This window comes from Pseudomonas sp. GW822-FHT05A08 (genome assembly GCF_058800485.1).
In genome coordinates, this window is the sequence record NZ_CM179511.1 from 507,500 (window position 1) to 532,677 (window position 25,178).

The window sequence follows — 25,178 nt, forward strand, 5'->3', positions numbered from 1 at the left end:
CTATTAGATCTAAAGTGAATATAGATAGAGCGTTGTTTCGCTGCCGCTCAACCGTAAGCAGTCAGACGAGGGTCTACCCGATGAGCAATGCCGCACTAGCCGTTAAACCCGCTGTTCATGCGCTTGAGATCCACCCGGTGGCCGGCCGTATCGGCGCCGAGATCCGTGGCGTGCAACTCTCCGGCGAGCTGGACGCCGCCACGGTCGAAGCCATCCAGCAGGCGCTGGTGGACTACAAGGTGATCTTCTTCCGTGGCCAGGCCCACCTCGACGACCAGAGCCAGGAAGCCTTCTCCCACCTGCTCGGCGAGCCGGTGGCACACCCCACCGTACCGGTGCGCGACGGCACCCGTTACCTGCTCGAACTGGACGGCGCCGAGGGCCAGCGCGCCAACTCCTGGCACACCGACGTGACCTTCGTCGATGCCTACCCGAAGGCCTCGATCCTGCGTTCGGTGGTGGCGCCGGCCTCCGGTGGCGATACGGTCTGGGCCAACACCGCCACCGCCTACAACGAACTGCCGGCGGAACTGCGCGAGCTGGCAGACAAGCTCTGGGCGGTGCACAGCAACGAATACGACTACGCCGGGGCCAAGCCGGACGTGTCGGCGGAGAAGCTGGAGCGCTACCGCAAGGTGTTCACCTCCACCGTCTACGAGACCGAGCACCCGCTGGTGCGCGTGCACCCGGTGAGCGGCGAGAAGAGCCTGGTGCTCGGGCATTTCGTCAAGCGCATCAAGGGCTATACCCAGGCCGATTCGGCGCACCTGTTCAACCTGTTGCAAAGCCACGTCACGCGTTTGGAAAACACCGTGCGCTGGCGCTGGACCGCCGGTGACGTGGCGATCTGGGACAACCGTTCGACCCAGCATTACGCGGTCGACGACTACGGCACCCAGGACCGCGTGGTCCGCCGCGTGACCCTCAAGGGCGACGTGCCGGTGGGTGTGCACGGGCAGCGTAGCCAGACCATCAAGGGGCTGTGACAGAGGCGTCCCAAGGCTCTCTGTAGCCGCTGCCGCAGGCTGCGATCGACCCGAAGGGGCGCGGCGGTTTCAAGATCGCCAAAGGCCTTCGGCCTTATCGCAGCCTGCGGCAGCGGCTACAGGAGTGCGCGGTGGGTTTGAAATTTTTCGCCGGCAATCGAGCCCGCGAAGCCGCCGCCTCACCACACCCCGATCTGCACCACCTTTTCTGCCTCCGGCTCGCCATAGCGAAAGCGTTGCCCGCGCAGGTCGATTTCTTCGTGGCTGATGGTGGTCCGCCGCTTCAGCCCGCGCAGCCAGTCGAACAGATACCCCAGGTGCTCCTCGCGCACCGCCGCATAGGCCGGGTCGGCGCCGAGGTCGCGCAGTTCCTGGGGGTCGTTGTAGAGGTCGAACAGCTGCGGGCGGAAGCCGTCGTAGGCCAGGTATTTCCAGCGCTCGCTGCGCACCATGGTCATGCGGCAGCGGTCGATGGGCTGGGCCAGGCGTTCGCGGGCCGGGGCCTGGAACGCGTAGTCGTATTCGCTGATGGCATAGCGGCGCCAGTCGCCCGCCGTGCCGTGCAACAGCGGGATCAGCGAGCGGCCTTCCAGCCGGTGTTCGGCGCCGGGCAGCCCCAGGGCGTCGAGAAAGGTCGGCAGGGCATCGATGGTTTCCACCAGGCGCTCGTCCAGCGTGCCGCGGCTGATATCCGCCGCGGCCCGTGGGTCGCGCACGATCAGTGGCACGCCCACGGCCGGCTCCAGTAACAACTCCTTTTCCCCCAGCCAGTGATCGCCGAGAAAGTCGCCGTGGTCGCTGGTGAACACGATCAGGGTGTCGTCCCAGCGCCCGCTGCTTTGCAGGAAATCGAACAGGCGGCCGAGCTGATCGTCCACCTGCTTGATCAGGCCCATGTAAGTCGGCACCACGTTCAGGCGCACTTTGTCGCGGGAGAAGTTCTGGCTCTCCTGATGCTGGCGAAAGGCGGCATACACCGGGTGGTCGCTGGCCTCGTCGGCGGCGGCGCGCACCGGGGCGATCACCTGCTCGGCCGTGTACAGCGCGTGGTAGGGCGCCGGCGCGAGATAGGGCCAGTGCGGCTTGATATAGGACAGGTGCAGGCACCAGGGCTGCTCGCCCTGCTCTTGGATGAAGTCGAGGGCGCGGTCGGTGGTGTAGACGGTCTCCGAATGCTGCTCGGGGACGCGGGCGGGCAGGTGGGCGTTGCGCATTTTCCAGCCGCTGAGGATTTCACCCTGTTCACCTGCGGCGGCGTTGGCCCAGTCGTGCCAGGGGTTGCGCCCCTGGTAGCCCTGTTCGCGCAGGTACTGGGTGTAGGGCGCCGACTCGCGTTTGTCGTCGAACAGCGGGCTGTCGGGGAAGATCCCGTCGTGGCGCAGATAGGGCTCGAAACCGACCTCGTTGAGGGCCTCGGCCTGCTGGCTCTCGGGGTCGATCGCCAGGCGTTGCAGGGCATCGAGGTTGGGCGTGGCGTGGGTCTTGCCCACCAGCGCGGTGCGGATGCCGTGGGGGCTCAGGTAGTCGCCGATGGTCAGCTCTTCCAGGGGCAGCGGCACGGCGTTCCACGCCACCTGGTGGCTGCTGACATAACGCCCGGTGTAGGCCGACATCCGCGACGGCCCGCAGATGGTGCCCTGGGTGTAGGCGCGGCTGAAACGCACGCCGGCGGCGGCCAGGCGGTCGATGTTCGGCGTGTGCAGGTGGGGATGGCCGTAGCACGACAGGTAATCGCGACGCAGCTGGTCGCACATGATGTACAGCACGTTGCGCACGGGTTGGACGGGGTTGGACATGGCGTTCACCGATCGAAAGACAGGTGAGGGTTTTCGCTGTCGCGGGGCGTTCCGACAAGCGCATTTGGCGCATGCTTTTCATGCGTGATGTGCATGGGCGAAGGCGACCCCTGTAGCCGCTGCCGAAGGCTGCGATAAGGCCGAAGGCCTTTAGCGATATTGAAATCGCCGCGCCCCTTCGGGGCGATCGCAGCCTGCGGCAGCGGCTACAGGTTTGGTGTTTCAGACCGCGAAATTTTCCAGCGAACACAGATCCTCATCCAGCGCGTCGGTGCGCTTGATCTCCTCGATCATCGCCTCGGCCAGCGGCGACAGCCGATACCCGGCGCGGCTGACGATGCCGTAGCGGGTGTACAGCTCCTCCAGGTCGTCGGCCAGGCCTTCGACCTTCAGGCACACCAGCTCGCCCCGGGCATTGTGCAGCGCATCGCTGTAGGCGCCGATGATACCGATCGCGTCCGAGCGCATCACCACGCCGAGCAGGCTGTAGCTGTTCTCGCATTCCACATTCGGGACGAAATCCGGCCGGCCGCTGAGATCGACCACCACCTTGCGCAGGTTCGGCGGGCGGATGGTCGCGGCCAGCGGGTAACTCATCAGCTCGGCGGCGGTGACGCTTTCCTGCTCGGCCAGCGGGTGCCCGGCGCGGCAGCAGAAATGCCATTTGCGCGGGCGCAGGCGCTGGGTCAGGTAATCCGGGTTGGCTTCGAACTGCCGGGTGTCGGCGACGAAAAATTCGAACTCTTCGCTGAGCAGGCGTTTGCTCAGGGTTTGCCAGTCATCTACCTGGAACTGCACCCGGGCCTTGGGATAACGCCCGATAAAGCTGCCGATGGCCCGCGGGATCAAACCCGCCGCCGGCGCCGGCCCGCAACCGAAGCGCAGCTCGCCGGCTTCCAGGCCGTTGAACTGGCTGATTTCGTTGGCCAGTTGCTGCGCGCCGCTGACCAGCCGCCGCGCATGTTCGAGCAGCACCAGCCCCTGTTTGGTCGGTGCCAGGTCCTTGCGCCCGCGATCCACCAGCTGACAGCCGACGCTGTGCTCCAGGGCCTGGATGCTGCGGCTGAAGGCCGATTGCGACAGGTTCACCGCCAAGGCGGCCGCGACAAAGCTGCGCTGTTCGGCGAGGGCGATGAAGTGACGGAGCTGGCGCAGATCGATATGCATTTTTCACATTGAAAATATCGGGGAAATGCATTGGCTATGCATTAGGTCGACTCTTTATAAAGGCAATCTCTTATTCCGTAAATCTTATTAAAAACATAAATAAATAACTTAAAAGAATATACGGATCAGTCTGTTTTTACCCAGGAGCCGCCCATGAGTCCGTTGAACCTTGTGTCCCCCACTTCGCCCCGACGGCTCAAGCGCTTGCCGCTGGCCCTGCTGCTGGCCGGTAGCGCCGGCTGGTCCCACGGCTATGCCGCGCAAGCCGAAACGCCCGCCGAAGCCCCGGCCAAGGCCGATGCCACCCGGCCCGCCGCCAGCGGCCAGCTGGAAACCGTGACCGTGACCGCGCGGCGCCGCGAGGAGAGCGCCCAGGACGTACCGACGCCGATGAGCGTGATCGGTGGCCAGGCCCTGGAGAGCCAGCGGGTCTATCGCATCCAGGATCTGCAGCAGTTGGTGCCGAGCGTCAACGTCGCCTACATGCATGCGCGCCAGTCCAGCGTGTCGATCCGCGGCCTGGGCAACAACCCGGCCAGCGACGGCCTGGAAGGCAGCGTCGGGTTGTACATCGACAACGTCTACCTGGGACGGCCGGGCATGGCGGTGTTCGACCTGATGGACATCGAGCAGCTGGAAGTGCTGCGCGGTCCCCAGGGCACGCTGTTCGGCAAGAACACCACCGCCGGGGTGATCAACATCAGCACCCGCGCGCCGAGCTTCACCCCCGAACGCAGCATCGAGACCTCGGTGGGCGAGGACGGCTACTTCCAGACCAAGGGCACTATTTCCGGGCCGCTGAACGACGAGCTGGCCGGGCGTTTCTCGGCCTATCGCACCCGCAGCGACGGCGATATCAAGAACGAACACGACGGCCATGACCTCAACGGCGGCTCGCGCCAGGGCTTCCGTGGCCAGCTGCTGTTCAAGCCCAACGAGAACTTCAACCTGCGCTGGATCGGCGACTACAACGAAGAGGACTCCAGTGCCGGCACCCGGGTGCTGTACAGCACCGGGCCGACCATCAATGGCGTCAACCAGTATCAGTCGCGGGCCGCCGCGGCCGGCGCCACTCTGGTCGACGGCACGCACCGCAAGGTCAATCTGGACAACGATCAGCATGTCACGGTGTTCCAGGGCGGCACCTCCCTGGAGGCCAACTGGACCCTGCCCAGCGACTTCACCCTGACTTCGGTCAGCTCCTACCGCTGGTGGGACTTCACCCCGCGCAACGACGACGGGCTCAACGTGCCGGCCAGCTATAACGCCGGGGTCTCGGTGGAGGATAAACAGTGGTCCCAGGAGTTCCGCCTGGCCTCGCCCACCGGCGGCTTCTTCGACTACGTGCTCGGCGCCTACTACTTCGGCTCCGACCTGGACAACAAGTCCTTCGCCTATTACGGCCCCAAGGCGGACATCTGGAACGGCACGCCCAACGGCGCCCTGAACAACGTCACCAGCATCGGCAACGGGCATATCCGCACCGACAGCTTCGCGCTGTTCGCCCAGGGCACCTGGCACCTCACCGAGCGCCTGGATTTCACCGCCGGCCTGCGTGGCACCTATGAAGAGAAAAGCGCCTGGGTGACTCGCAACGCGCCAGTGGGGGGCGCCGCGGTGACCGGTGCCGCGGCCACCGCGCGGCGCGGACGGGCCGGGGCCTACGACTCCGGCGACCTCAACCAGTACAGCACCAGCCCCTCGGGCCTGCTCAACCTCAGCTACCGCTTCACCGACGACCTGCTGGGCTACGCCACCCTGTCCCACGGCGAGAAGTCCGGCGGGGTCAACCTTGCGGTCGGCTCGGCGCCCACCGCTGGCGCCGACTCGCTGCTGATCGGCACCGAGCGCGCCAACAACGCCGAACTGGGCTTCAAGAGCACCCTGTGGGACAAGCGCCTGCAACTCAACGCCAACCTGTTCTGGACCCAGGTCAACGGCTACCAGACCAACGCCTACGACGCCAACAACCGTGTGCAGTACCTGACCAACGCCGGCTCGGTGCGCTCACGGGGCGTGGAAATCGAAAGCACGCTGATCCCCATCCGTGGCCTGACCCTCAACCTCAACGGCTCCTACAACGACGTGCGCTACCTGTCCTACAAGGATGCGCCATGCCCGCCTGAAGTCAGCCTGCGCCCGGGCGCCCCGGCCTCCTGCGACCTCAGCGGCCACCAGGTGGTCGGCGCCTCGAAATGGATCGGCAACGCCAACGGCGAATACCAATGGAACCTGGATAACGGCCTCGAACCCTACGTCACCGGCAGCTACGCCTTCCGCTCCAAGGCCGTCGGCACCGTCGAGGATTCCGACTACGGCCAGATTCCCAGCTACGCGGTGGTCAACCTTTCCACCGGCCTGCGTGGCAACTATGAGCAAGGGCAGTGGGACGTGTCGCTGTGGCTGAAAAACGCCTTCGACAAGACCTACTACACCACGCTGTGGTCGGGGGGGAATGGCGGCTATGAAGGGCTGCTCGGCACGCCGCGGACCCTTGGCGTGACCGGCCGCTACGACTTCTGAACACCCTCATTTGCAACCCGCGCCGGGTTCCGCGGCGCGGTTCGACCTGAACAGGAGTTCCACCATGTTGAACCTCAAGCCCGTGTTGCCCCTGCTGCTGTCATTCAGTGCCGGGGCCTTCGCCGCCCCCAGCGTCTACCCCACCGGCGTGACCCGTTACGACCCGGCCAAGGCCTTCAATCAGTACGTGATCTTCAGTGGCGCGGACAAGAAAACCCACCTGATCGACATGAATGGCAACGAGGTGAAAAACTGGCCCCAGGCCGGCTTTCCTTCGGCGATCATCGACCCGCAGCTGGTGGGCGGCGCGCGTGGCCGGGTGCTGTTGCAACTGAGCGAAAAGGACCCCGGCAAACTCGGCTCGGCCGGCAATGGCCTGGGCAACCAGAGCATCGGCGAGCTGGACTGGGACGGCAAGGTGGTCTGGCAATGGGGCGACCAGGCGCCTGGCGGCGCGGCCCAGCAGCATCATGACCAGCGCCGCCTGAGCAATGGCAACACCCTGGTGCTGGCCAACAAGGTGCATGCGGTGGCGGGCTTCAAGGTGCCGCAAGTGATCGATGACGTGATCTACGAAGTCAGCCCCCAGGGCGAAGTGAAGTGGCAGTGGCTGGCCTCCGAACACCTCAAGGAATTCGGCTTCACCCCGGAGCAGTTGAAGCTGGTGCGGGCCACCAAGGACCCGGACTACCTGCACATCAACAACCTCAGCGTGGTTGGCCCGAACAAGTGGTTCGACGCCGGCGACAAACGCTTCGCCCCGGACAACCTGCTGTTCGATTCCCGCAATGCCAACTTCATCGTCATCATCGACAAGCAGAGCGGCAAGGTGGTCTGGCGCCTCGGCCCCAACCTGCCGACCCTCAACCCGCGAGCGCCGGCGACCTTGCCGCGCCCGGTGGACCAGTTCGTCGGCCAGCACGACGCCCACATCATCCCCGCCGGCCTGCCGGGCGCGGGCAACCTGCTGGTGTTCGACAACCAGGGCACGGCCGGCTACCCCTCGGTGCCATTGGGGCTGATTTCCGGCTCGCGGGTGCTGGAGATCGACCCCGTGACCCAACAGATCGTCTGGCAGTACAGCGCCGCCAGTTCCAGGCAGCCGGGCTGGGCCTTCTACAGCTCGTTCATCAGCAGCGCCCGACGCCTGCCCAACGGCAATACCCTGATTGATGAAGGCATGAACGGCCGCTTCTTCCAGGTCACGGCAAGCGGCGAAAACGTCTGGGAATACGTCAGCCCGTTCCTCGGCAAGGCTCCGGGCAGCGACGCCATCAGCAACTGGGTGTACCGCGCATTGCCGGTGAGCTATGACTGGGTGCCACAAGGCACGCCACGTTCGGAAACGGCGGTGATTGCGCCGACGGCGGCTTTGCAACCGACTAATGCCAGCCGTTGATCCGACTGCTGCGTGGCTCTGGGTTACCTATAAAGGCTCGCTCGCGATAGCGCCGGTTCAGACGGCGCATCGCGAGGTCTCTACAGGCTTATTTGCAGCTGTAATTTTCAGGCATGGTGACCGTGTAATTGCGCTGTACGCGGTCGCGGAAATCCAGGTTCTGCAGGCCTTGCTCCACCAGGAAGGCCTCGACCTTGCCGTTCTGGCAATCCTCGTTATAAGAGGACACCCGCAGCAGATACACCGCACGCCGAGTGGTTTCGTCCCGAGCCGTCGCGGTAAAGGTCGAAAGGGTGGTGTAGCCGGTGCGTTCCGAGGTGCCTACCGGACCATAAGACGTATTGGGCGTGCTGGTGCAGACCAGCTTTTCCTTCTTTTTCTTGCCATCCTTGCACACCGTGGAAGTGCTGTTCTGCACCTGGCCGTAGTCGGTGGCGGTGTAGCGGTAAGTGACTTGCTTGCTATGGATATCGAGGCTGACCGTCATCTTGATCGGCGCATGCTTCTTGGGCAGCGACGCCTCGGTAAACACCTCGCGGAACCCCTGGTCCTTCAGTGCATTGACCATATCGCGCAGGTAATAACGGGCATTCAGCGAATTCTCGTCATTCCCCGTCGTGGCCGTCACCAGCACCAGCGCCTGCCGATCAAATTGATAGTCCGGATCCGGCGTGCCATTGAGCGCGACGTCGAACTTGGTGGCGCAGCCGGTGAGCAGAAGGGAAAACAGGAATAGCGGGTAAAGCATGTATCGAGTCATGAGGGCTTCGTTGTGTTGCGGTGGATGGGATAGGGATTAGACGGATGAGCGCGGGAATAAACAAATGGGGTAGGTGGAGCAGTAGGCCCGACAGGGGGGCGTATTGAAGGACGGCTTGGCTTGTGCGGGACTCCCGTCGAGCATGGTCTACGGGTGAAGCATAAGCCGTTTGCAGAGGCAGCTACGGTAGTGTTCCTGTCAGTCTCTGCGACCAGCTTTTGCCTGATCGCATCGCGATTATCGATGCGAGCTTGATGTTTGTTACTGACTAATCTTCCGTTGAGAATTTTGCTTTCAATATTTTGCATTTTAGCAAAATGCTTTCACGATCTGATATGGCGTTATTGTCGCACCAGTTGCTGATGACGGAGGCTCCGTCAGAAAATGAAAGCACTACGTGCTCGCCCATGAACTCGAATGTTATTCCTTCTTTCAGGCATTCGGGGATGCTTTCAAGGTCCTCATCAGTACTGAGATAAATTCCCGACATGTCAATGCCAAAACCCTCTGAGGTCACGAGCTTGTCTAGCGTTGCAGGTAGAAAACTTGGAGTGGTCAGGGAGGAAGAATCTCTAAGGTCAAGTAGGCAATTGTGGATAATGTTTTTTGCCTGAGCGTCAGTCTATTCATTGGTCTGCATTACTAGTTGAGTTTTATATCAGTCGCACTGTGTGATTATGTAGATACGGTCATCAATTTTTTCTGTTCTACTTCCAAAGAAGTAGATTTCGTTCTGGTTGAATAACGTATAGTTTCTTTTTGTTCGGGACTTGCTTTTGCCAAAAATATCCATTTCTTGTTGTGCAGGGGCGGTGTCAACAATCGGAAATGATTGCTCTCCATGTACTTGCAATAAAAAGTCCAAGGCTGCTCCCTTGTACTGGGCCGGTGTCTCATCACCCATGAGCCACTTGGGCTTATCACCAGCCCACCCGAACACATCACTGCCTTTACTGTGGCTAAATGCTAAGGGAGTCATTGCGATCCGTATCGGGTAGTCACTTGCATAGGTTTTATCTTCACTCCTGAAAAGAAAGACCGCAAAGTATTTTTGGTAATCGCTTAAAAAGTTATCTGGAATTATCGCCCCCGATAGCGGGACTTTGAGCATTTCAGAAATCGTATAGTCTTCGTTGAAATCCTCAGTCGCGGCAAAAATACTTAGTGTGTGGCCATGTAGTGAATGAGTCTCTGGAAATTGCAGCGTGAAGTAAAAGCTCATCAAACTGCCGTTTGGGCTTTTGGGTATGCTCATTCCTTGGGGGATGACTGGTTTCCCTCCAATGTATGAAGCGGACTCGGTTTTTGGGGTTTTATTTATGTACATGGATTTAAATTGATTTTCCTGAAGAGTGGGTGGGATTTAACTGGTGTTGGATAATGGTGAATTGAGAGTTTTTTGATGCCGCGAGATCATGCTTCTAGCATGTAATTTTCAATTTTGGCTATTAACTCGCTTTTACTCTTTGTTCTAAATTCACATATATATTCTTCAGAATTTCTTATTGGCTTTCCACGGTTGTCATGCTTTATAGTCAGGAAGTCAACTACAAAATCTCCGAAGGGGTCTCCTTCTGGTTCCAATCTTGCATCAAAACAATGACCAGTGCTTCTCCGCATGCCACCAATAAGTACGGAGTTGCTGTACCAGTCGGACGTCTTCTCTGTTAGCTCAACTTCGAACAGGTTGTTTATGGTTATTGTCCATCCGCTTGGCACACGAATGGCTTGAAGGTTGTATTCTAATTTTATTTTCATTTCACTTTTGCCATTGTTTTCCAAAGATTCGATACATGTGATTGCGCTCGTCACTATAGGTGGATGTTGCATGTTCTATATGTGGTGTCAACCCTTGGATGAGTGCCTATATTAAAGCTTAAATGGCTGATTAGAACGTGTCTGCGCTTCTTTCGTTATCTTCTCGAAACTTTAGATGCCCCAAAACAACTCTACCCATTTCTGGGGTATGTTTGGTCTTTTATCTAGTTTTAAAAGGGCTTCCGCACTCTTGTCAATGATTTCGCAGCGGCTTGAAGATGCTATATACTGGGTTAAACATTTACAAGCTGGAAAAGTCGATTTGTCTTGTAGGAAAAAACTATTTAAATAAAATTATGTGTCTCAGGTGAGAGGTTGGAAGAGCATTTAATATCAAAAAGCTACGGCTTTCTGTGCCTACAGTGTTACATGATTTTACGAAGAAACATCGGTATGAGATTTTCATGCTCTATCAATTTTAGGTAATAGAGTATAATCACCATAGGTCTATTCTGCTGCATTGGAATTCAATAATGGTTCCATCAGTTATACCACCTGGTAAGTAGTCTTCGATTAGTAGCAATATTTCTCCAACAGCGATAATTTGTTCGGTGGAGTCAATTATTTTTGCAATGACTTTCTGTTCTAGGGAGTCGTCGCTGGCTTTCCAGATGCCAACTGTTGTGTCTTGACTGATCATTGCGTTTTTCATAGAGAATACATGAAGTAGATCAGTCACCTGATCGCCAACCTCAACAGTGCATGGCTGAGAGAAAGCCATGCAGGTAAATCTCCCATCAGTGATCTCAACCTCGGCATCTTGAGCTGATTTTGATATCCAGTTAATGCTTTTTACTATCATGGCTGTTCGCTAGGTCCTGTTGGTGTTTTATATGGCGGTGGTTTGTACCCAATATGAGGGTTAGGGCCAACAGTGTCAGTCCTAGCTGATTTTGGTTGAGCTTTCCATCCCAGGCTAGGTGCTTTTGCCTCAAAAAAGGATACTGGCTTTAAGTGCAAGGTTGTTATCTCACCAGTTTTCCTGTCAAGCCCAACTAGTAAACCTTTAGCGCTCCCGGTTCCGCCAGGTATTGCAACATAAGCATTTAGTTCAGGTACAAATGTACCATTTCGAATAACCGAATTGGCATCAGATGTGTACTGTTGGAGAGTGTAATTTTCATATCCAAGAGTTTCGGCGATTTCGCCACCATGTTTTTTAAAGTGAATAACATCTTCACCAGGCTTGAAGGTTCGATCTGTGTGTGGGGCTTGTGGTGCTCCTTCTTTCACCTTTGCGTTGTTTTCTGGTGTTCTGTCTTCTAGCTCTGATTTTCCCCCGTTAGTACCAAGGCATTCGCTATTCAACCCCAACGGATCCACCCATCCCGTTGGGTTGTTTACGTACTGGTAGTTATTCAACCCCCCCGCCAGCTTGATCGGGTCCGGGGTCAAAAACCGCCCAGAGCTTGGATTGTAGTAGCGATGGCGGTTGTAGTGCAGCCCGGTTTCCGTATCGAAGTACTGCCCCTGGAAGCGCAGCGGGTTGTCGATTTCGGAAACGTCCAGCGCCGCCAGATTGCCATACGCCCGGTACTTCGCCGACCACATGATTTCACCGCTGTAGGCGGTCAATTCCTGCGGCGTGCCGAGGTGGTCGAGTTGGTAGTAGAACGGCGTGGCCTGGGCCGGGCCTTCGCCATCGAGCATGGCCAAGGGGCGGAAGGTGCCGGGCTCGTAGATGTAGCTGCGATAGCGATTCTCACCGCTTTCGGCGATCAACCGTTCGCCTTGCCAGAGGAATTCCGTGGTACGCCCATCGACGGTTTTAGCGATGCGTCGGCCAAAGGCGTCGTACTTGTAGGTGGCGGTGCTGCCACCGGGCAGGCTGACGCCGATCAACCGGTGCTGGCAGTCGTACTGGTATTCGGTGACCAGCTTCTGGCCCGCGCCGCGGCGTTCGCGGCTGAGGTTGCCGAAGGCGTCGTAGTCGTAGTGGCGGTCGCCCTGCATCAGCAGGCGGTTGCCCTTGACGTTGGCCAGGTTGGCCGCGGGTTGGTCGCCTTGGCCCAGCAGGTTGCCGGCTGGGTCGTGGGCGAAGCTTTCCGGGGTGGCGCCACGTACGTTGACCAGCCGATCCAGCGGGTCATAGTGATAACGCAGGTTGCCCTTGCGGCTGTCGTCGATGCCGGCGAGGTTGCCGTTGGCGTCGTAGGCATAGGCACGGCGGTAGAGGTTCTGGTGCTGGCCGTGCCGTTGCTGGCTGACGCTGTGGGCCTGCAGGCGGCCCTGCTCGTCGTACTGGTACTGGCTGAGCAGCAGGCCCTGTTGGCGCTGCTGTTCGCGGCCGGCGTTGAACTGGTGGCTGGTCAGGCGCGAGCCGTTGAGGTCGATGCTGCTCAGTTGCCCGCCCGGTGCATGGCGGTAGTCGAGCTTGCTGCCGTCGGGCAGGCGGCAATGGCTGAGCTGGCCGAGCTTGTCGTACTCGTAGCGCAGGGTGCCCCAGCCCTGGTGTTCGGTGATCAGGCGGTCTTGCAGGTCGTATTCGTAGGCCAGCGGCCAGTGGCCGTCGTCGACATTCACCAGACGCCCGAGGGCGTCGTAGCGGTAGTGGATTTCTTCGCCGTCGGCGAGGGTTTTCACCAGCAGGCGGCCAGCGGCGTCGCGCTGGTACTCGGTGACCAGCTCGCTGCCGTTGTCGCCGAACTCGGTTTTCTTCAGCAGGTTGCCGTTGAGGTCATAGGCATAGGCGGTGCTGCGCCCGTCGAAGCCGGTTTCCTGCTGGATCAGGCCGTTGGGGTAGTAATCCAGGTGGTACTGCTCGCCGCGCTCGTTCTCGATATCGGTGAGCAGCAGGCGTGCGTTGTCGTAGCGGTAGCGCAGCTGGCTGCCGTCCGGGTTGATGCGGCGGCTGACCAGATGCAGGTTGTCGGCGTATTCGTAGCGGGTGACGCGGCCCAGTTCATCGCGTTCGGCGGTGACTTTGCCGTAGGCGTTGTAGCTGAAGGCGCGGGTCGCGCCGCCGGGCAGGGTGATCTGCGCCAGGCGGTTGGCGGCGTCCCATTGGTACTGGGTGATGGCACCGCATTCGTCCTGGCGGGTGATCTGCCGGCCGAGGGCGTCGTAACGGTATTTGCGTTGGCCGCCGTCGGGCAGGCGCTCTTCCAGTAGTTGGCCGAGGCCATTCCAGCCCAGTTGATGACGGCTGCCGTCGGGATGGGTGATTTCCAGCAGGCGGCCCTGGCGGTCGTAGCGGTAGTGGGTTTCGTTGCCGTGCGGGTCGGTCTGTTGGGTGATGTCGCCCTGGAGGTTGCGCTGGTATTTCCAGGTGGCCTTGCCTCGACGGGCTACTCGTACGAAACCGTTGTGGTGCTGGTAGGTGGTCGGTTCATCTTCGGGTGGGATGATTGCGACCAGGCGCCCGGCTTCGTTGTATTGATATTCGGTGACCGCGCCAAGCGGGTCTTTCTCGGCGATCAGCCGGCCTTTTTCATCGTAGGCTTTTTGCGTTTCTGCACCGTCAGGGGTGGTCTGGCTGACCAGTCGGGCATTCTCGTCGTGTACGTAAACCTGCTCGCTGCCATCGGAGTTGACGACAGTCACTGTGCCTTCGTCGTCCCACACATAACGCGCATCGATTTGTGCGATGTTGGACCACTGACGGATACAGCGGACCACCTTGCCTTCGCGTTCCCACTCCCACTGAAAGCTCGCACCACCGGCCAGTTGCCGTTCCTGAATGACGTGCTGCTCGTCATAGCGATAGCGTTCGACTTCACCGACCGCATTGGTGGCGCTGATCAACTGGTTGCGTGCGTTGTACTGGTAGCTGACCAGGGTTTGGACCGTCAGCCACGGCTCCTGGCGCTCACCTTGTTCGTTGTAGTCGGGACGTCGTTGCTGGTAATCCACGGCAACGATATGCCGATCGTCGTAACGCAAAAACAGGGAGCGCCCGGCGCCATTGTCGATGCGCTGGATGCGATCGACCAGGTCGTAGCTGATGTGCAACTGGTTGTCGTAGGCATCGCTGATGGTGGTCAGGCGCCCGGCGCGGAAGTGATAAAAGCGTGCGCCCTGCCCGGCCTGAGTCAGGATCAGTTCGCCCGGGGCATCCCCCAGATAGATGGCGGCTTCGGCCAGGCTATTGGTAATGGCCGGACACTGTTCGGTCGGCAGTGGAAACTGGGTTTGGCGATTTTCGTTGTCAGTCCACAGCACGCCCTCATCGTTGATTTGCAACCGATGGGACAGCGAGTGGCTCCAGCCGAAGCCCAGGCGGTTATCGATTTCCACTGCGCTGGTGCGATACAGCCGTGTCCACTCCAGGGGCAGCAGGCCGTCGAGTTCACCGTCAGTGAGGGTTAGTAGCTCCTCACCGGTGACCATCGAGATGGGGTCGCCCTCGCAGCGGGTGTTCTTTGTGCACTGCGCCGGTTGATTCGCCGGGTTCTTGGATTGCTTGGGTACGTCATTAACAGGTTCTTGTTTGACCAGCAGGCTTTGCGGCTCCGTTTTCTTCCGGGCAAACACCGAGGCGTTCTGCTCCATCAGCGTGGGTGTATCGGCGGTCTTGGGCAGAGGTACAGGCCCACCGCCAGCATCGCTGGGGCTGATGGAGAGGGGGGCCTTCTTGCTCGCGTCCAGTGGAACATCCTTGGCCTTGAGCATCACAGGCTTGGACAGCTCCGTATGGGCCGGAAGGCTATGTTTGCTGCTAGCCGTCATCAGCTGCTCAGCCAGGCCTTCAAGGTATTTGAGCGCTCCCCCAGACTTCATTTTGCTCAGGGCCTTGGTCCCCAGGCGCACGGCAAGGCCGGCCCCGCCGGTAAGGCAGATGCCGATGACCACGTTGATCAGAAATTCGACACCGATACTCGAAATCACACTGGCGATTACTTGCGGCGGTAACATGCCGACCCAGGCGACAATCGCCGAGACGTAGATGAACATCAGCGGTTCGTCGTTGAGTATCAACAAGGCAGAGGCAATGGCGTCCTTGGAGGTGGCGTAGAGCTTGTCGATTTCTATGTTCGACAAGTAATCGCCAAGCTGTTTGGCCTTGCCTATCGGGTCGGCCAAAAGCTCCATAAGGTCTTTCAAGTCGTCCCACAAATTGAGCAGCGCTTGCTCGAAGCTGTCGAGCGCCTCTTGCAGCAGAATCCTTGCGCGACCTGAGCGGTCGGCCTCGGAGTAAGTGCTCCATTGTGGTTGGAACTTGCTCGTCCACTCGCTTTTCAGCCAGCCATCGAGGTGGGTGATCACGCCTTTGTAAGAGCCATAGAGGGCTTTGACATCACTGTCCGACACGTCCGGAAAAAAGGTAATGCGATAGAGCTTCCCCGGGGTGCAGTTGTCGATGGTTTCGATGCCGCTAGGACCGATCTTTCTATTGATCGGGGCTCCCACCACGGAGTACCCGATCATTGCCTTTTCGACCTGTTCAAGGCGGACCGGAGTATTACCGATGGGCACGTAGCGTGCGGTTTCGAACGCATGGATGAGGGTGAACTTGCCGTCCTTTGGACACACTGCAAAGGTCTCGACGTCACCCGTGCTGGTCCTGCGCTTTTTGACGCTGACTTCGTTGCCGACCTTGAACTTCTGGTCGACGTCCATGACCCTGCCTGTCCAGAAACCGTCCGCCCAGTCCTTGTAGTTAGTCAGGCAATTATTGAAGTCCTTGAGGATCAGGTTCACGTCGGGCTTTTTGGCGTCCAGTACCCGAAGGACCAAGGTTCCCAGTGGGCTGCTAATCATGCGTTGACTTCCTTTGTCAGCTGGGCGGCGAGGCGTTCTGCCATACCTTCTGTATTCGGTTGATGGCGGACGAAGCGTTCGACTTTGTGGCGCAGGTTGTTTTCAGGAAAGGCGAAGTACAGCTCGGGGCAGTCTTCGCTCAGCCACTGCATCAGGTTGTCGATCACCGTGCTGGGATCGTCCTTGGCGAGCTTCTTGACCAGTGCCTCCGGCACTTCCCACCAGGGAAATGGCTTCGGTGGCTTGACTACGCCTTGGCCGACGTTCAACGCCCGGCCATTGATCAGGTAGCGGTCGAATATCGGCAGGACTTGGGGGGCGTCTTCGCCCAACCCTTCCAAAATCGGATAAATATGCCGCCCATCCCAAAACCTAAAAAACACCTCGGCACCGCCCGGCATCTTCACCTGGGTCAGGCTGCGCAGGTGTTCGAACACCACTGCCGGTTCGCAGCGGGAGACGGCGAGCCAGCCCCAGTCGTCGGCGTCGGTGGTGGCGATCCAGTCGAGGAAGGGGGAGGTCGGTTTGAGTTCGGCGAGGTAGGGCATGACCGGCTGCCAGTCGGCGTAGGGCGTGCCGCTCCAGAGGGCGGTCAGGCCGCTGGCGCCCTGGGTCTGGTAGAAGTCCTTGAGCGGGTTGGCGTCGCTGGCGTTGCTGATCACCAGGTACAGGCGCTCGTCGGGTTGCAGGGGCTGGCTAGCGAGCCAGGCCTGGGGTGTCAGGCGATCAGATGGCACAGGCACCGTCCTTGCACTTTTCGCACTCTTCGCAGAAAGGCGCGTTGCGTTTGAGGGTGTTGATTTGCGCCGGGGTCAACAGGGCGCCGGCCTTGTCGGCGTCGGCCTGCTTCAGCACGCCGGGCATCAGTGGCGCGGCGCCGGAGCCGCTGCCCGGGCCGCCGCCGGAGTTGACCTTGACCTGCGGGCCGCTGATGGTCACGCCGCCGGCGTCGAGCTTGATAAAGCTGCCGCCGCCCTTGAGGGTCAGCTCGCTGCCGGCTTCCATGACGACCTTCACCCCGGCATTGAGGTGGATCTCCTGGCCGGCTTCGATGAACTGCCCGGTGCCGATCTTGATGTGCTGGTTCACACCCACGGTGAGGTGGTCGCTGGCGCGCGCTTCGACCTTGCGGTCGGCGTGCACGGTGTGGTGTTCCTCGGCCTTGAATTCGCTGTAGCTGTTGGCCTCGACCGTGTCGTGGCGTTCGTTGCCGACGCGGATCTTCTGGTCGTGCTCGACGTTCTCGTCCCAGTCGCGCTGGGCATGCAGGAAAATCTGTTCCTGGCCCTTCTTGTCCTCGATGCGCAGCTCGTTGTAGCCGCCGCCACCCGGGGAGCTGAGGGTCTTGAAGGTGCTGCGGGTCTTGTTCGCCGGCAGGTCGTAGGGGACGACGTTTTCCTTGTGGTACAGGCAGCCGCTGATCAGCGGCTGGTCGGGGTCGCCCTCGAGGAAGGTCACCAGCACTTCCATGCCGATCCGCGGGATGGCGATGCCGCCGTACTGGGCGCCGGCCCAGGCCGAGGACACGCGCAGCCAGCAGCTGGTCTTGTCGTCCGACTGGCCTTCGCGGTCCCAGTGGAACTGCACCTTGACCCGGCCGTATTGGTCGCAGTGGATCTCTTCGCCCTTGGGCCCGGTGACCACCGCGCTCTGGCTGCCGAGGATGCGCGGCTTGGGGTGCAGCAGCGGCGGCCGGTTGGGCACGTCCCAGGGCGTGGCCTGGAAGCGGTTGCGGTAACCCTGGTGGAAGTCGTCCTTCAGCGCCGTGGTGTCGCTGGTCACCGACTCTTCCAGCACCTGCGGCTGCTTGCCTTCGTGGACGATCTCGGTGAGCAGCCAGAGGTCGTTCCATTGCGCTTTCGGGTGTTCGCTCAGGGCCAGGAAATGCCCGCTGACCAGCAGCGGCTGATCGCTCTTGCCCTCGGCCAGGCGGTAGTCGCTGCGGTGGCGTTCCAGGGCACGCTTGGCCAGGTGCTTGCCGCGTTCGCGGTCGACGAAGCGCCCGGGGTAGTCGTAATCCTCGAGGTCCGGCTTGAACTCGCTCTTGGCGTCGCTCTCCAGGGTCAGGCGCGGTTTCTCGAAGTCGTAGTCGCGGCGCGTGGTGCGGCTGGTGCGGGCTTCCAGGCGCAGGTCGAAACGCTTGATCACCGGGTCGTTGGCGACCATGCCGGAGTCTTGCTGGTAGGCCACTGGCGCCAGTTTCGGGAACACCGTCTGGTCATCGCCGAAGACGATGGTGTGGCTGTCGGCGCTGTGCTGGAAGTGGTAGTGGATACCTTCTTCCTCGCACAGGCGCTGGATGAAATGCAGGTCCGATTCGTCGTACTGCACGCAGTAGTTGCGCTCGGGATAGATCGAACCCAGCTGGAACTGGTAGGCGTTGCTTTGGATACCGTGTTCTTCGAGGACCTGGCCGATGATTTTCGGCACCGTGAGGTTTTGGAAGATGCGTTGGTTGATGCGGTGCGCGAGGTAGGCCAGGTGTGGGCGGAGGGTCACCGAATAGCGGGTCAGGCGCTTGCCGGAATCGCCCTGGGCGACGCGGTAGATCTGCCCGTGGATGCCGGTGCCGTTCTGCGCCAACTGCAGGAAGGCCGGTTTGTGCAGCAGGCTTTCCAGGTCCAGGGCGGCCTGGGCGCTGACCAGCTCGACCTCGAAGGCGAAGGGCTGGCTGATGGCTTCCCGTCCGGTGAAGGACAATACCTGGAGGTCGTTCTCCAGACCTTCGACGGTCAGGCTGAAGTGGGTCTGATTGGCCGGCGCGAACATCCCTTGTTCCTCGTGCAGTACTGCCGCGTGGGTCGACCCCGGGGCCGGGCGCCGACGAACGCAAGAAATCCCTTATGGCGTAAACAACATCGACCAGCAGAGCTGGCCGATGTTGGTGTAACGGTCGGCCGGACTTAGCCCGCGACCGGGGAACGCCAGTCGTCGGAACCGGAAGTACCGGAGACTTCGTGGGTCCAGGTGATTTTGCGGTAGGTGAAGTGCACGTCTTCCAGGTGGGTGAAGTGCGAGTTCGATGGGTCCTGGCAGTTGTGCATGTAGTCTTTGATGTCGACGATGATCGCGTCTTCCAGGGTGGTGGTGTAGTAGTGCTCCTGGGTGCCGGCGGCAGAGGTGCGGTACCACTGGATTTCGATCTTGGTCAGACGCTCACCGGAGGTCAGGGCAGCCAGCAGCAGTGGCGAAGCCTTGTCGAAAACCTTGGTGATGACTACTGGTTTGTGCACGCGCTGGCCGGTTGGTTGGCCGGACTGCGGGTCACGAGGGATGATCACTTCGTGCTGGAAACCCTGAACCATGACCTGGTCTTCGTGGCCTTCCTGGTAGGTGTTGCCAACGGAGTCAGCGGTGAAGGCACCGGCGGTGATCAGGCCTTGTTTGGTGCCGGTGATGGACATATACGCTGGTGTAGCCATGGATGCTCTCCTTGCTAAAAAATAAAGGTGCCCGGTGGGACGGATCGCCCGGTTGGGTGCCAAGTTGATATCAAGGAGCATGCCAGGAGTTGAAAGTGCCTTATGGAACAAGGGCTTCCGGCGTTTTCTGGCATCGCTGACGGTATTTCCAGCTCGAAAGCGCTTGAAAGTGCGCAACTTCTTGCGCAGTGCTGTGCAAGAAGTTGCGCACTTGGCTGCAGGTCCCGGTTTATCGAGGCTTTGGATAACTGTTCACAGAGTTATCCACAGAGGGGTGCGCAAGAAGTTGCGCATAGTGGCCATGGGCCTTGATCTTTAAGGCGTCACGGAGGCCGGCTGCGGTGCCGTGGTCGCTATCTGTGGCTCCCGGTAGCTGGAGGGGCTGAATACCCGGGTCAGCACCAGCATGGCCAGCACGCTCAGGACCAGTACCCACCAGGCGCTGATGAAGCTGCCGGTGAGCTGCCGCAGCCAGCCGGTCATCCATGGCGACACGGCGTTGATCAGGAACCCCACCCCTTGCACGAAGGCCGCCAGCTGTCCGGCTTCCCGGGGATCGCGACGGTGGTCGAGGGTGAGGATCAGGCTCAGGGCGAAACAGGCGCCGAGGCCGAAGCCGATCAGTGCCACCCACAGCTGCGGGGCCTGCAGCGGCCACAACACCAGGCCGCTGAAACCCAGGGCCTGGGCGCTCAGGCTGATGGCGAGCAATGGCCGGCGGTCGCTCTGGCGCTGCGCCAGGGCGGGCATCAACAGCGCGGCGGTGACCTGGAAGAGGGTCATGAACGCCAGCAGCGAACCGCTCTGGGTCGCGCTCCAGCCCAATTGCAGGTAATAGGCCGGCAGCCAGGCGACCATGCTCATGTAGCCGCAATTGACCAGGCCGAAGTACAGCGCCAGCAACCAGGCCCGACGGTTGCGCCACAGGTTGATGGAGGGGGCGTCGAGGCGCTGCCTCGGCCCGGCGAAAGGCAGCAGCCACCACAGCAGCAGCGCCGCCAGCGCCGGTAACAGCCACACGCCGAGCCCGGCCTGCCAATGGGCGAAATGCGTGGCGACCTGCGGGCTGAGCAGCGCCGCGAGGCCGCCGCCGCCCATCAACGAAGCCGAATAAATGCCCATGGCCAAGGCCACCCGTTGCTGGAACTGGCGCTTGATCAGCGCTGGCACCAGTGCCTGGATCAAGGCCACGCCGGCACCGCCGAGCAGGGCCGTGGCGAGCAGGGCGCCGGCCTGGTCGCAGAGCAACCGCGCCAGGCAGGCGCAGAGGATCATCAACAGACCGAGGGCGACGCCGCGCCGTTCTCCCAGGCGGGCTTCCAGGCGCACCCCGAGCAAGGCCACCAGGCCCATGCAGACCACCGGCAGGCTGGTGAGCCAGGCGCTGCTCTGGAAGCTCATGCCGGTGGCGCCACGAATCTCCATCAGCAGCGGGCTGATGGAGCTGATGATCGGCCGCAGGTTGAGCCCCAGGGCGATCAGCAGGGCCCAGCCGCCGAGGCGGCGCAGACGCGACTCAGCGAGCGGCATGGTGGGCCTGCCAGTCGCGGTAGATCTCGTGCATCGCCGCCTGCGGCACGTGCTGCACCGGCAAGCGCTGCGCCGCCAGGGGCTGGGCCAGTTGTTCGTAGATCGTCGCCGTGGACAGGCCGAAGGGCGCGGCGCTGGCGTTGTCCGCGGCGAATACCGCGCGCGCCACACCGCACAGGTACATGGCGCTCAAACACATGGGGCAGGGCTGGCCGCTGGCATAGATCACGCAGCCGTCCAGGCGCGGCCCGAGCCGCTGGCTGGCAACCCGGATGGCCAACAGCTCGGCGTGGGCGGTGGGGTCCTGGGTCAGGTGGATCTGGTTGACCGTCTCGGCCAGCACCTGGCCGTCGCGTACCAGCACCGCACCGAACGGCCGGCCGCCGGCCGCGACGTTTTGCCGGGCCAGTTCGACGGCGCGTTGCAGGTACTCCTGATCGTCTTTCATGGGGGGCTCCTTAAGGCATACATCAGGACGCGCCGGCGTCCCGCAGCAGTTTGGCGATGGCGCTCTGGCCGCGTTTTTCCGCCTGTTGCAGGGGGCTCAGGCCATCGTTGTCCGGCAGGTTCAGGTTGGCGCCGGCGGCGATCAACTGAGTGACTATTTGCTGGTGCGCCGGGCCGCCGTCGGCCAGCACAATGGCTTCCATCAGGCAGGTCCAGCCGAGGCGATTGACATGATCGAGGTCGACACCGGCCTCGATCAGCAGGCGCACGGTGTCGACATGCCCACGCTCGCAAGCCGGGATCAGCGCGGTGCCGCCGTAGCGGTTGGTGCTTTTCAGGTCGGCGCCGTGGGCCAGGGTCAGCTGCAGGATCGCATTGCGTCCGCTGGCGCCGGCCAGCAGGTAGGGGCTGTCGTGGATCAGGTTCTTCTGGTTGACGTCGGCGCCGGCCTCGATCAGCGCCCGGGCGATCTCGACCTGATTGGCGGCGGTGGCCAGCAGCAACGGGCTGCTGCCGTCCAGGCCGCGCACGTTGACGTCCACGCCTTGGCGAAGCAGCGCCTGGACCTTGGGCAACTGCCCGTCGCGGACCGCTTCGAGCAGTTGGTTATCCTTTGCCATCACCACCCCCACCACGAATAGACAGATTGCCAGGACCGCGTGTTTGCAAGACAGGTAACGCATGGCATCAGGCTCCCTGTGCGGTAAATGAGCGCCGAGTATGCTCAGGCCCTGATGTATTCTGAAATTAAATATAACCATGCCAATCAGTGGCATTCAGAATGGTGTCGCCATGTTCGATCCTGTGCTGCTGCGCAGTTTTGTCGCCGTCGTCGACTGCGCCAACTTCACCCGTGCCGCCGAGCGCCTGCACCTCACCCAGTCCACCGTCAGCCAGCAGGTGCGGCGGCTGGAGGAGAGCCTGGACTGCCAGTTGCTCGACCGCGACCAGCGCCGGGTGGTGGCCACCGCCGAGGGCGAGCGTCTGCTGGGGTACGCGCGACGGATCCTGGCCCTCAACGAAGAGGCCAGCGATGTGTTGCTGCATCAACAGAGCGAAGGCGTGTTGCGCCTCGGGGTGCCGGAAGACTTCGCCGCCGAGCGGCTGATGCCGTTGTTGTCGCGCTTCGGCCAGGACCATCCCGGCGTGCGCCTGGAGGTCACCAGCGGGCTGGGCCCGGAATTGACCCGGCTCTATCGACGCGGCGAATTCGACCTGTTGCTGGTCAAGCAGATGGGCGCCGGCGACGACTGCCTGGCGTCGTGGCCGGAACCCCTGTGCTGGGTCGACAGCCGCGCCACCCCGGCCTTTGGCCGCGATCCGTTGCCGTTGGTGGCGTTCCCGGTGGGCGGTTTGTATCGCCATGAAATGTTGCACCACCTCGAGGTTGGTGGCTGGCGCTGGCGCATCGGTTACTCCAGCGCCAGCCTGGCCAGCGTCTGCTCGGCGGTGGCGGCGGGCCTGGGCATCAGCCTGCTGCCGGTGCGAGTGGTGGGCGCCGGGCATCGCGTGCTCGACGCCGCCAGCGGCTTGCCGGACATCCAGGGCGTGCGCCTGGCGTTGTACGGCAGCAGCGGCTTGAGCCGGGCCGGCAAGGCCCTGGAAAGCCAGTTGCTGGAGCTGTGCGAGAGCCAGGTACTGAACGTCTGAACACCCTGTTCATGGGTGCTTGAGATCCGCTTTATCGGGTGCGCCCTGATTCCTTTGATCGACGTTCGGTCGGACTCCTTCATTTCGCCACTGCTGTCGCTTCGCTGCGGTTTTGCCGCGGCGATGCGATGCCTTTGGCGAATATTTTCAATGCTCGCAAAGCATGGCTTTTTGACTCCTTCCCCGCAGCCCTTGATCCGCACGGCCTGGCGCGAGATGACGGGTTTAAGTATGCGTTTTTGATCTATCCATAACTTTAAAGGTTACTTTCGGAGATAAGTGTCTGGCGCCAATCATTCAGCCCTCGACGCTGCTCCTGGGAAGTTCGCAGGTGTGGGTCGGGTTATTCGCAAAAGACTGTAGGGAGTTAATCAATGGGCAATGTCCAGACCGCCGCCAGTGCACATGAGGTGCTGTGGCGTCAGGCACCGAGCGGCGATCTGGTCGATCTCGGCCGGCCGCATCGCTTGCCGTTGGGCCAATTGCGCTTGCAGAAAGCACCCAAGGCCGGGCTGCGGCGGCGCGAGGCGATTGCGCTCGGGGTGATCGCCCTACTGTTGCACGGTGCGGTGATCTACTGGATCAACCAGCAGCCGACCCCGGTATTGCCGATCGTGCCGCCGGAAATTCCGCCGATGACCATCGAGTTTTCTCGGCCCGCGCCGCCGGTGGTCGAACCGCCGCCACCGCAGCCGGTACAGCCGGTGGTGGAGCCGCCACCGCCGGTGGAGGACGAACTGGCGGTCAAGCCGCCACCGCCCAAGCCGATTCCCAAACCCAAGCCGAAACCGGTGGCCAAGCCTGAGCCCAAGCCGGCGCCGAAACCGGTCCAGCAACAGCCCGCGCCGCCACAACCGGCCGCGCCTGTCGCCGCTCCGGCTCCGCCCGCGCCACCGGCCCCGGCGCCCGTGACTCCGGCTTCGGCGAATGCCGCGTACTTGAAGAACCCGGCGCCGGAATATCCGTCGCTGGCCCAGCGTCGCGGTTGGGAAGGCACGGTGCTGCTGCGGGTGCACGTATTGGCCAGCGGCAAGCCCGGCGAGATCCAGATTCAGAAAAGCAGCGGTCGCCAGCAACTCGACGACGCAGCGTTATCGGCCGTCAAGCGCTGGAGCTTCGTGCCGGCCAAGCAGGGTGATGTCGCCCAGGACGGCTGGGTCAGCGTACCCATCGATTTCAAGATTCATTGAGCCTGCGCCAGGCGCTATCGCGAGCACGCTCGCTCTTACAAGGGTTATACAGAGGGACACATCATGAGTTTATTGGCATCTCCACTCGAATCCATCGAAAGCGCGGTGATCTGGCTGCTGGTGGTCTTTTCCGTGGCCACCTGGGGCCTGGCCCTGCTCAAGGGCGCGCAGTTCGCCCGCCTCAAGGCCCAGGATCGCAAGTTTCACAAACAGTTCTGGGCCGCCTCCAGCCTCGACTCGGCGGCCGAGCTCAGCGAAACCCAGCCCGGTGCCGCCGCTCGTGTGGCCCAGGCCGGCTACGCGGCGATCCAGGTCGGCGACACAGCGCACGCGGCGGACCTGAGCCAGGCCATCAATCATCAGGACCGCCTGGAGCGCGCCCTGCGCCAGCAGATCGTCCGTGAGCGGCGTTCCCTGGAAACCGGCCTGGCGGTGGTTGCCAGTATCGGCAGCACCTCGCCCTTCATCGGTCTGTTCGGCACCGTGTGGGGGATCATGGAAGCCCTGAAAGGCATCAGCGCGGCGGGCTCGGCGAGCCTGGAAACCGTGGCCGGGCCGATCGGCGCGGCACTGGTCGCCACCGGCGTGGGGATCGCCGTCGCGGTGCCGGCGGTGCTGGTTTACAACTACTTCCTGCGGCGCTTGAAGTTGACCGCCGCCGACCTCGATGACTTCGCCCATGACTTCTACAGCCTGGCGCAGAAGAGTTCGTTCCGCGTGCTGATCCACCCGACCGCGCACAAGGCCGCGGCCCAGGGCAGCGCGCAGAAAGTGAAGGAGGCGTCCTGAC

19 protein-coding genes are annotated in these 25,178 nt (G+C 61.4%); 6 read left to right on the forward strand and 13 right to left on the reverse strand.

The genetic code is table 11. From position 1 onward, the window contains the following. The first annotated feature begins 80 nt into the window (after positions 1-80). Complete coding sequence (locus tag AC3RCP_RS02300; protein WP_041985327.1) at positions 81-986, forward strand: TauD/TfdA dioxygenase family protein; 906 nt, start codon at positions 81-83, stop codon at positions 984-986. 179 nt (positions 987-1,165) lie between these two features. Here AC3RCP_RS02300 and AC3RCP_RS02305 read toward each other — a convergent pair whose 3' ends face one another. Both AC3RCP_RS02305 and AC3RCP_RS02310 read right to left on the reverse strand, forming a co-directional pair. After that, complete coding sequence (locus AC3RCP_RS02305) at positions 1,166-2,782, reverse strand: alkaline phosphatase family protein (protein ID WP_492571726.1); 1,617 nt, start codon at positions 2,780-2,782, stop codon at positions 1,166-1,168. Between the two features lie 222 nt (positions 2,783-3,004). Beyond that, on the reverse strand, positions 3,005-3,949 hold the full coding sequence (locus AC3RCP_RS02310) for a LysR family transcriptional regulator (RefSeq protein WP_009041643.1): 945 nt from the start codon (positions 3,947-3,949) through the stop codon (positions 3,005-3,007). Between the two features lie 153 nt (positions 3,950-4,102). Here AC3RCP_RS02310 and AC3RCP_RS02315 point away from each other — a divergent pair, with 153 nt between their 5' ends. Both AC3RCP_RS02315 and AC3RCP_RS02320 read left to right on the forward strand, forming a co-directional pair. After that, a complete protein-coding gene (locus AC3RCP_RS02315; RefSeq protein WP_492571725.1) occupies positions 4,103-6,472 on the forward strand; it encodes a TonB-dependent receptor in 2,370 nt (789 codons plus the stop codon). Positions 6,473-6,536: 64 nt separating this feature from the next. After that, a complete protein-coding gene (locus tag AC3RCP_RS02320) occupies positions 6,537-7,871 on the forward strand; it encodes an aryl-sulfate sulfotransferase (protein ID WP_492571724.1) in 1,335 nt (444 codons plus the stop codon). 88 nt (positions 7,872-7,959) lie between these two features. Here the strand turns inward: AC3RCP_RS02320 and AC3RCP_RS02325 are convergent, their stop codons facing one another. The 11 genes from AC3RCP_RS02325 to AC3RCP_RS02375 all read right to left on the reverse strand — a co-directional run bounded on the left by AC3RCP_RS02325 (position 7,960) and on the right by AC3RCP_RS02375 (position 22,231). Further along, complete coding sequence (locus tag AC3RCP_RS02325) at positions 7,960-8,631, reverse strand: hypothetical protein (protein WP_007928953.1); 672 nt, start codon at positions 8,629-8,631, stop codon at positions 7,960-7,962. A 658-nt stretch (positions 8,632-9,289) separates the two neighbouring features. Continuing rightward, positions 9,290-9,853: a hypothetical protein gene (locus tag AC3RCP_RS02330; protein WP_492571723.1), complete on the reverse strand. Its 564-nt coding sequence runs from the start codon at positions 9,851-9,853 to the stop codon at positions 9,290-9,292. A 191-nt stretch (positions 9,854-10,044) separates the two neighbouring features. Beyond that, positions 10,045-10,389, reverse strand: a complete 345-nt coding sequence (locus tag AC3RCP_RS02335; RefSeq protein ID WP_492571722.1) for a hypothetical protein — start codon at positions 10,387-10,389, stop codon at positions 10,045-10,047. A gap of 496 nt (positions 10,390-10,885) precedes the next feature. Beyond that, positions 10,886-11,251: a hypothetical protein gene (locus AC3RCP_RS02340; RefSeq protein WP_492571721.1), complete on the reverse strand. Its 366-nt coding sequence runs from the start codon at positions 11,249-11,251 to the stop codon at positions 10,886-10,888. Beyond that, positions 11,248-16,149: an RHS repeat-associated core domain-containing protein gene (locus AC3RCP_RS02345; RefSeq protein ID WP_492571720.1), complete on the reverse strand. Its 4,902-nt coding sequence runs from the start codon at positions 16,147-16,149 to the stop codon at positions 11,248-11,250. Before AC3RCP_RS02345 ends, AC3RCP_RS02340 begins: the two co-directional genes overlap by 4 nt. Further along, positions 16,146-16,886: a DUF4123 domain-containing protein gene (locus tag AC3RCP_RS02350; protein ID WP_492571719.1), complete on the reverse strand. Its 741-nt coding sequence runs from the start codon at positions 16,884-16,886 to the stop codon at positions 16,146-16,148. The genes AC3RCP_RS02345 and AC3RCP_RS02350 overlap by 4 nt, the downstream gene beginning before the upstream one ends. Beyond that, positions 16,876-18,918 (reverse strand): type VI secretion system Vgr family protein, encoded by a 2,043-nt coding sequence (locus AC3RCP_RS02355; protein WP_492571718.1) that lies wholly within the window; start codon positions 18,916-18,918, stop codon positions 16,876-16,878. The genes AC3RCP_RS02350 and AC3RCP_RS02355 overlap by 11 nt, the downstream gene beginning before the upstream one ends. A gap of 134 nt (positions 18,919-19,052) precedes the next feature. Then, positions 19,053-19,571, reverse strand: coding sequence for an Hcp family type VI secretion system effector (locus AC3RCP_RS02360; protein ID WP_007925756.1), 519 nt, complete (start codon positions 19,569-19,571; stop codon positions 19,053-19,055). Between the two features lie 315 nt (positions 19,572-19,886). Next, positions 19,887-21,101 carry a CynX/NimT family MFS transporter gene (locus tag AC3RCP_RS02365; RefSeq protein WP_492571717.1) on the reverse strand — a complete coding sequence of 405 codons (1,215 nt, stop codon included), beginning with the start codon at positions 21,099-21,101 and terminating at the stop codon, positions 19,887-19,889. Next, complete coding sequence (locus tag AC3RCP_RS02370) at positions 21,088-21,549, reverse strand: nucleoside deaminase (protein ID WP_274331284.1); 462 nt, start codon at positions 21,547-21,549, stop codon at positions 21,088-21,090. Before AC3RCP_RS02370 ends, AC3RCP_RS02365 begins: the two co-directional genes overlap by 14 nt. A gap of 22 nt (positions 21,550-21,571) precedes the next feature. Further along, a complete protein-coding gene (locus AC3RCP_RS02375) occupies positions 21,572-22,231 on the reverse strand; it encodes an ankyrin repeat domain-containing protein (protein ID WP_150048403.1) in 660 nt (219 codons plus the stop codon). A 109-nt stretch (positions 22,232-22,340) separates the two neighbouring features. Here AC3RCP_RS02375 and AC3RCP_RS02380 point away from each other — a divergent pair, with 109 nt between their 5' ends. The 3 genes from AC3RCP_RS02380 to AC3RCP_RS02390 all read left to right on the forward strand — a co-directional run bounded on the left by AC3RCP_RS02380 (position 22,341) and on the right by AC3RCP_RS02390 (position 25,177). After that, positions 22,341-23,198: a LysR family transcriptional regulator gene (locus AC3RCP_RS02380; RefSeq protein WP_492571716.1), complete on the forward strand. Its 858-nt coding sequence runs from the start codon at positions 22,341-22,343 to the stop codon at positions 23,196-23,198. Positions 23,199-23,572: 374 nt separating this feature from the next. Next, positions 23,573-24,388 (forward strand): energy transducer TonB, encoded by an 816-nt coding sequence (locus AC3RCP_RS02385; protein ID WP_457295376.1) that lies wholly within the window; start codon positions 23,573-23,575, stop codon positions 24,386-24,388. Positions 24,389-24,451: 63 nt separating this feature from the next. Next, entirely contained in the window at positions 24,452-25,177 is a 726-nt protein-coding gene (locus AC3RCP_RS02390; RefSeq protein WP_009046420.1) for a MotA/TolQ/ExbB proton channel family protein, read from the forward strand. Position 25,178 lies beyond the last annotated feature (1 nt).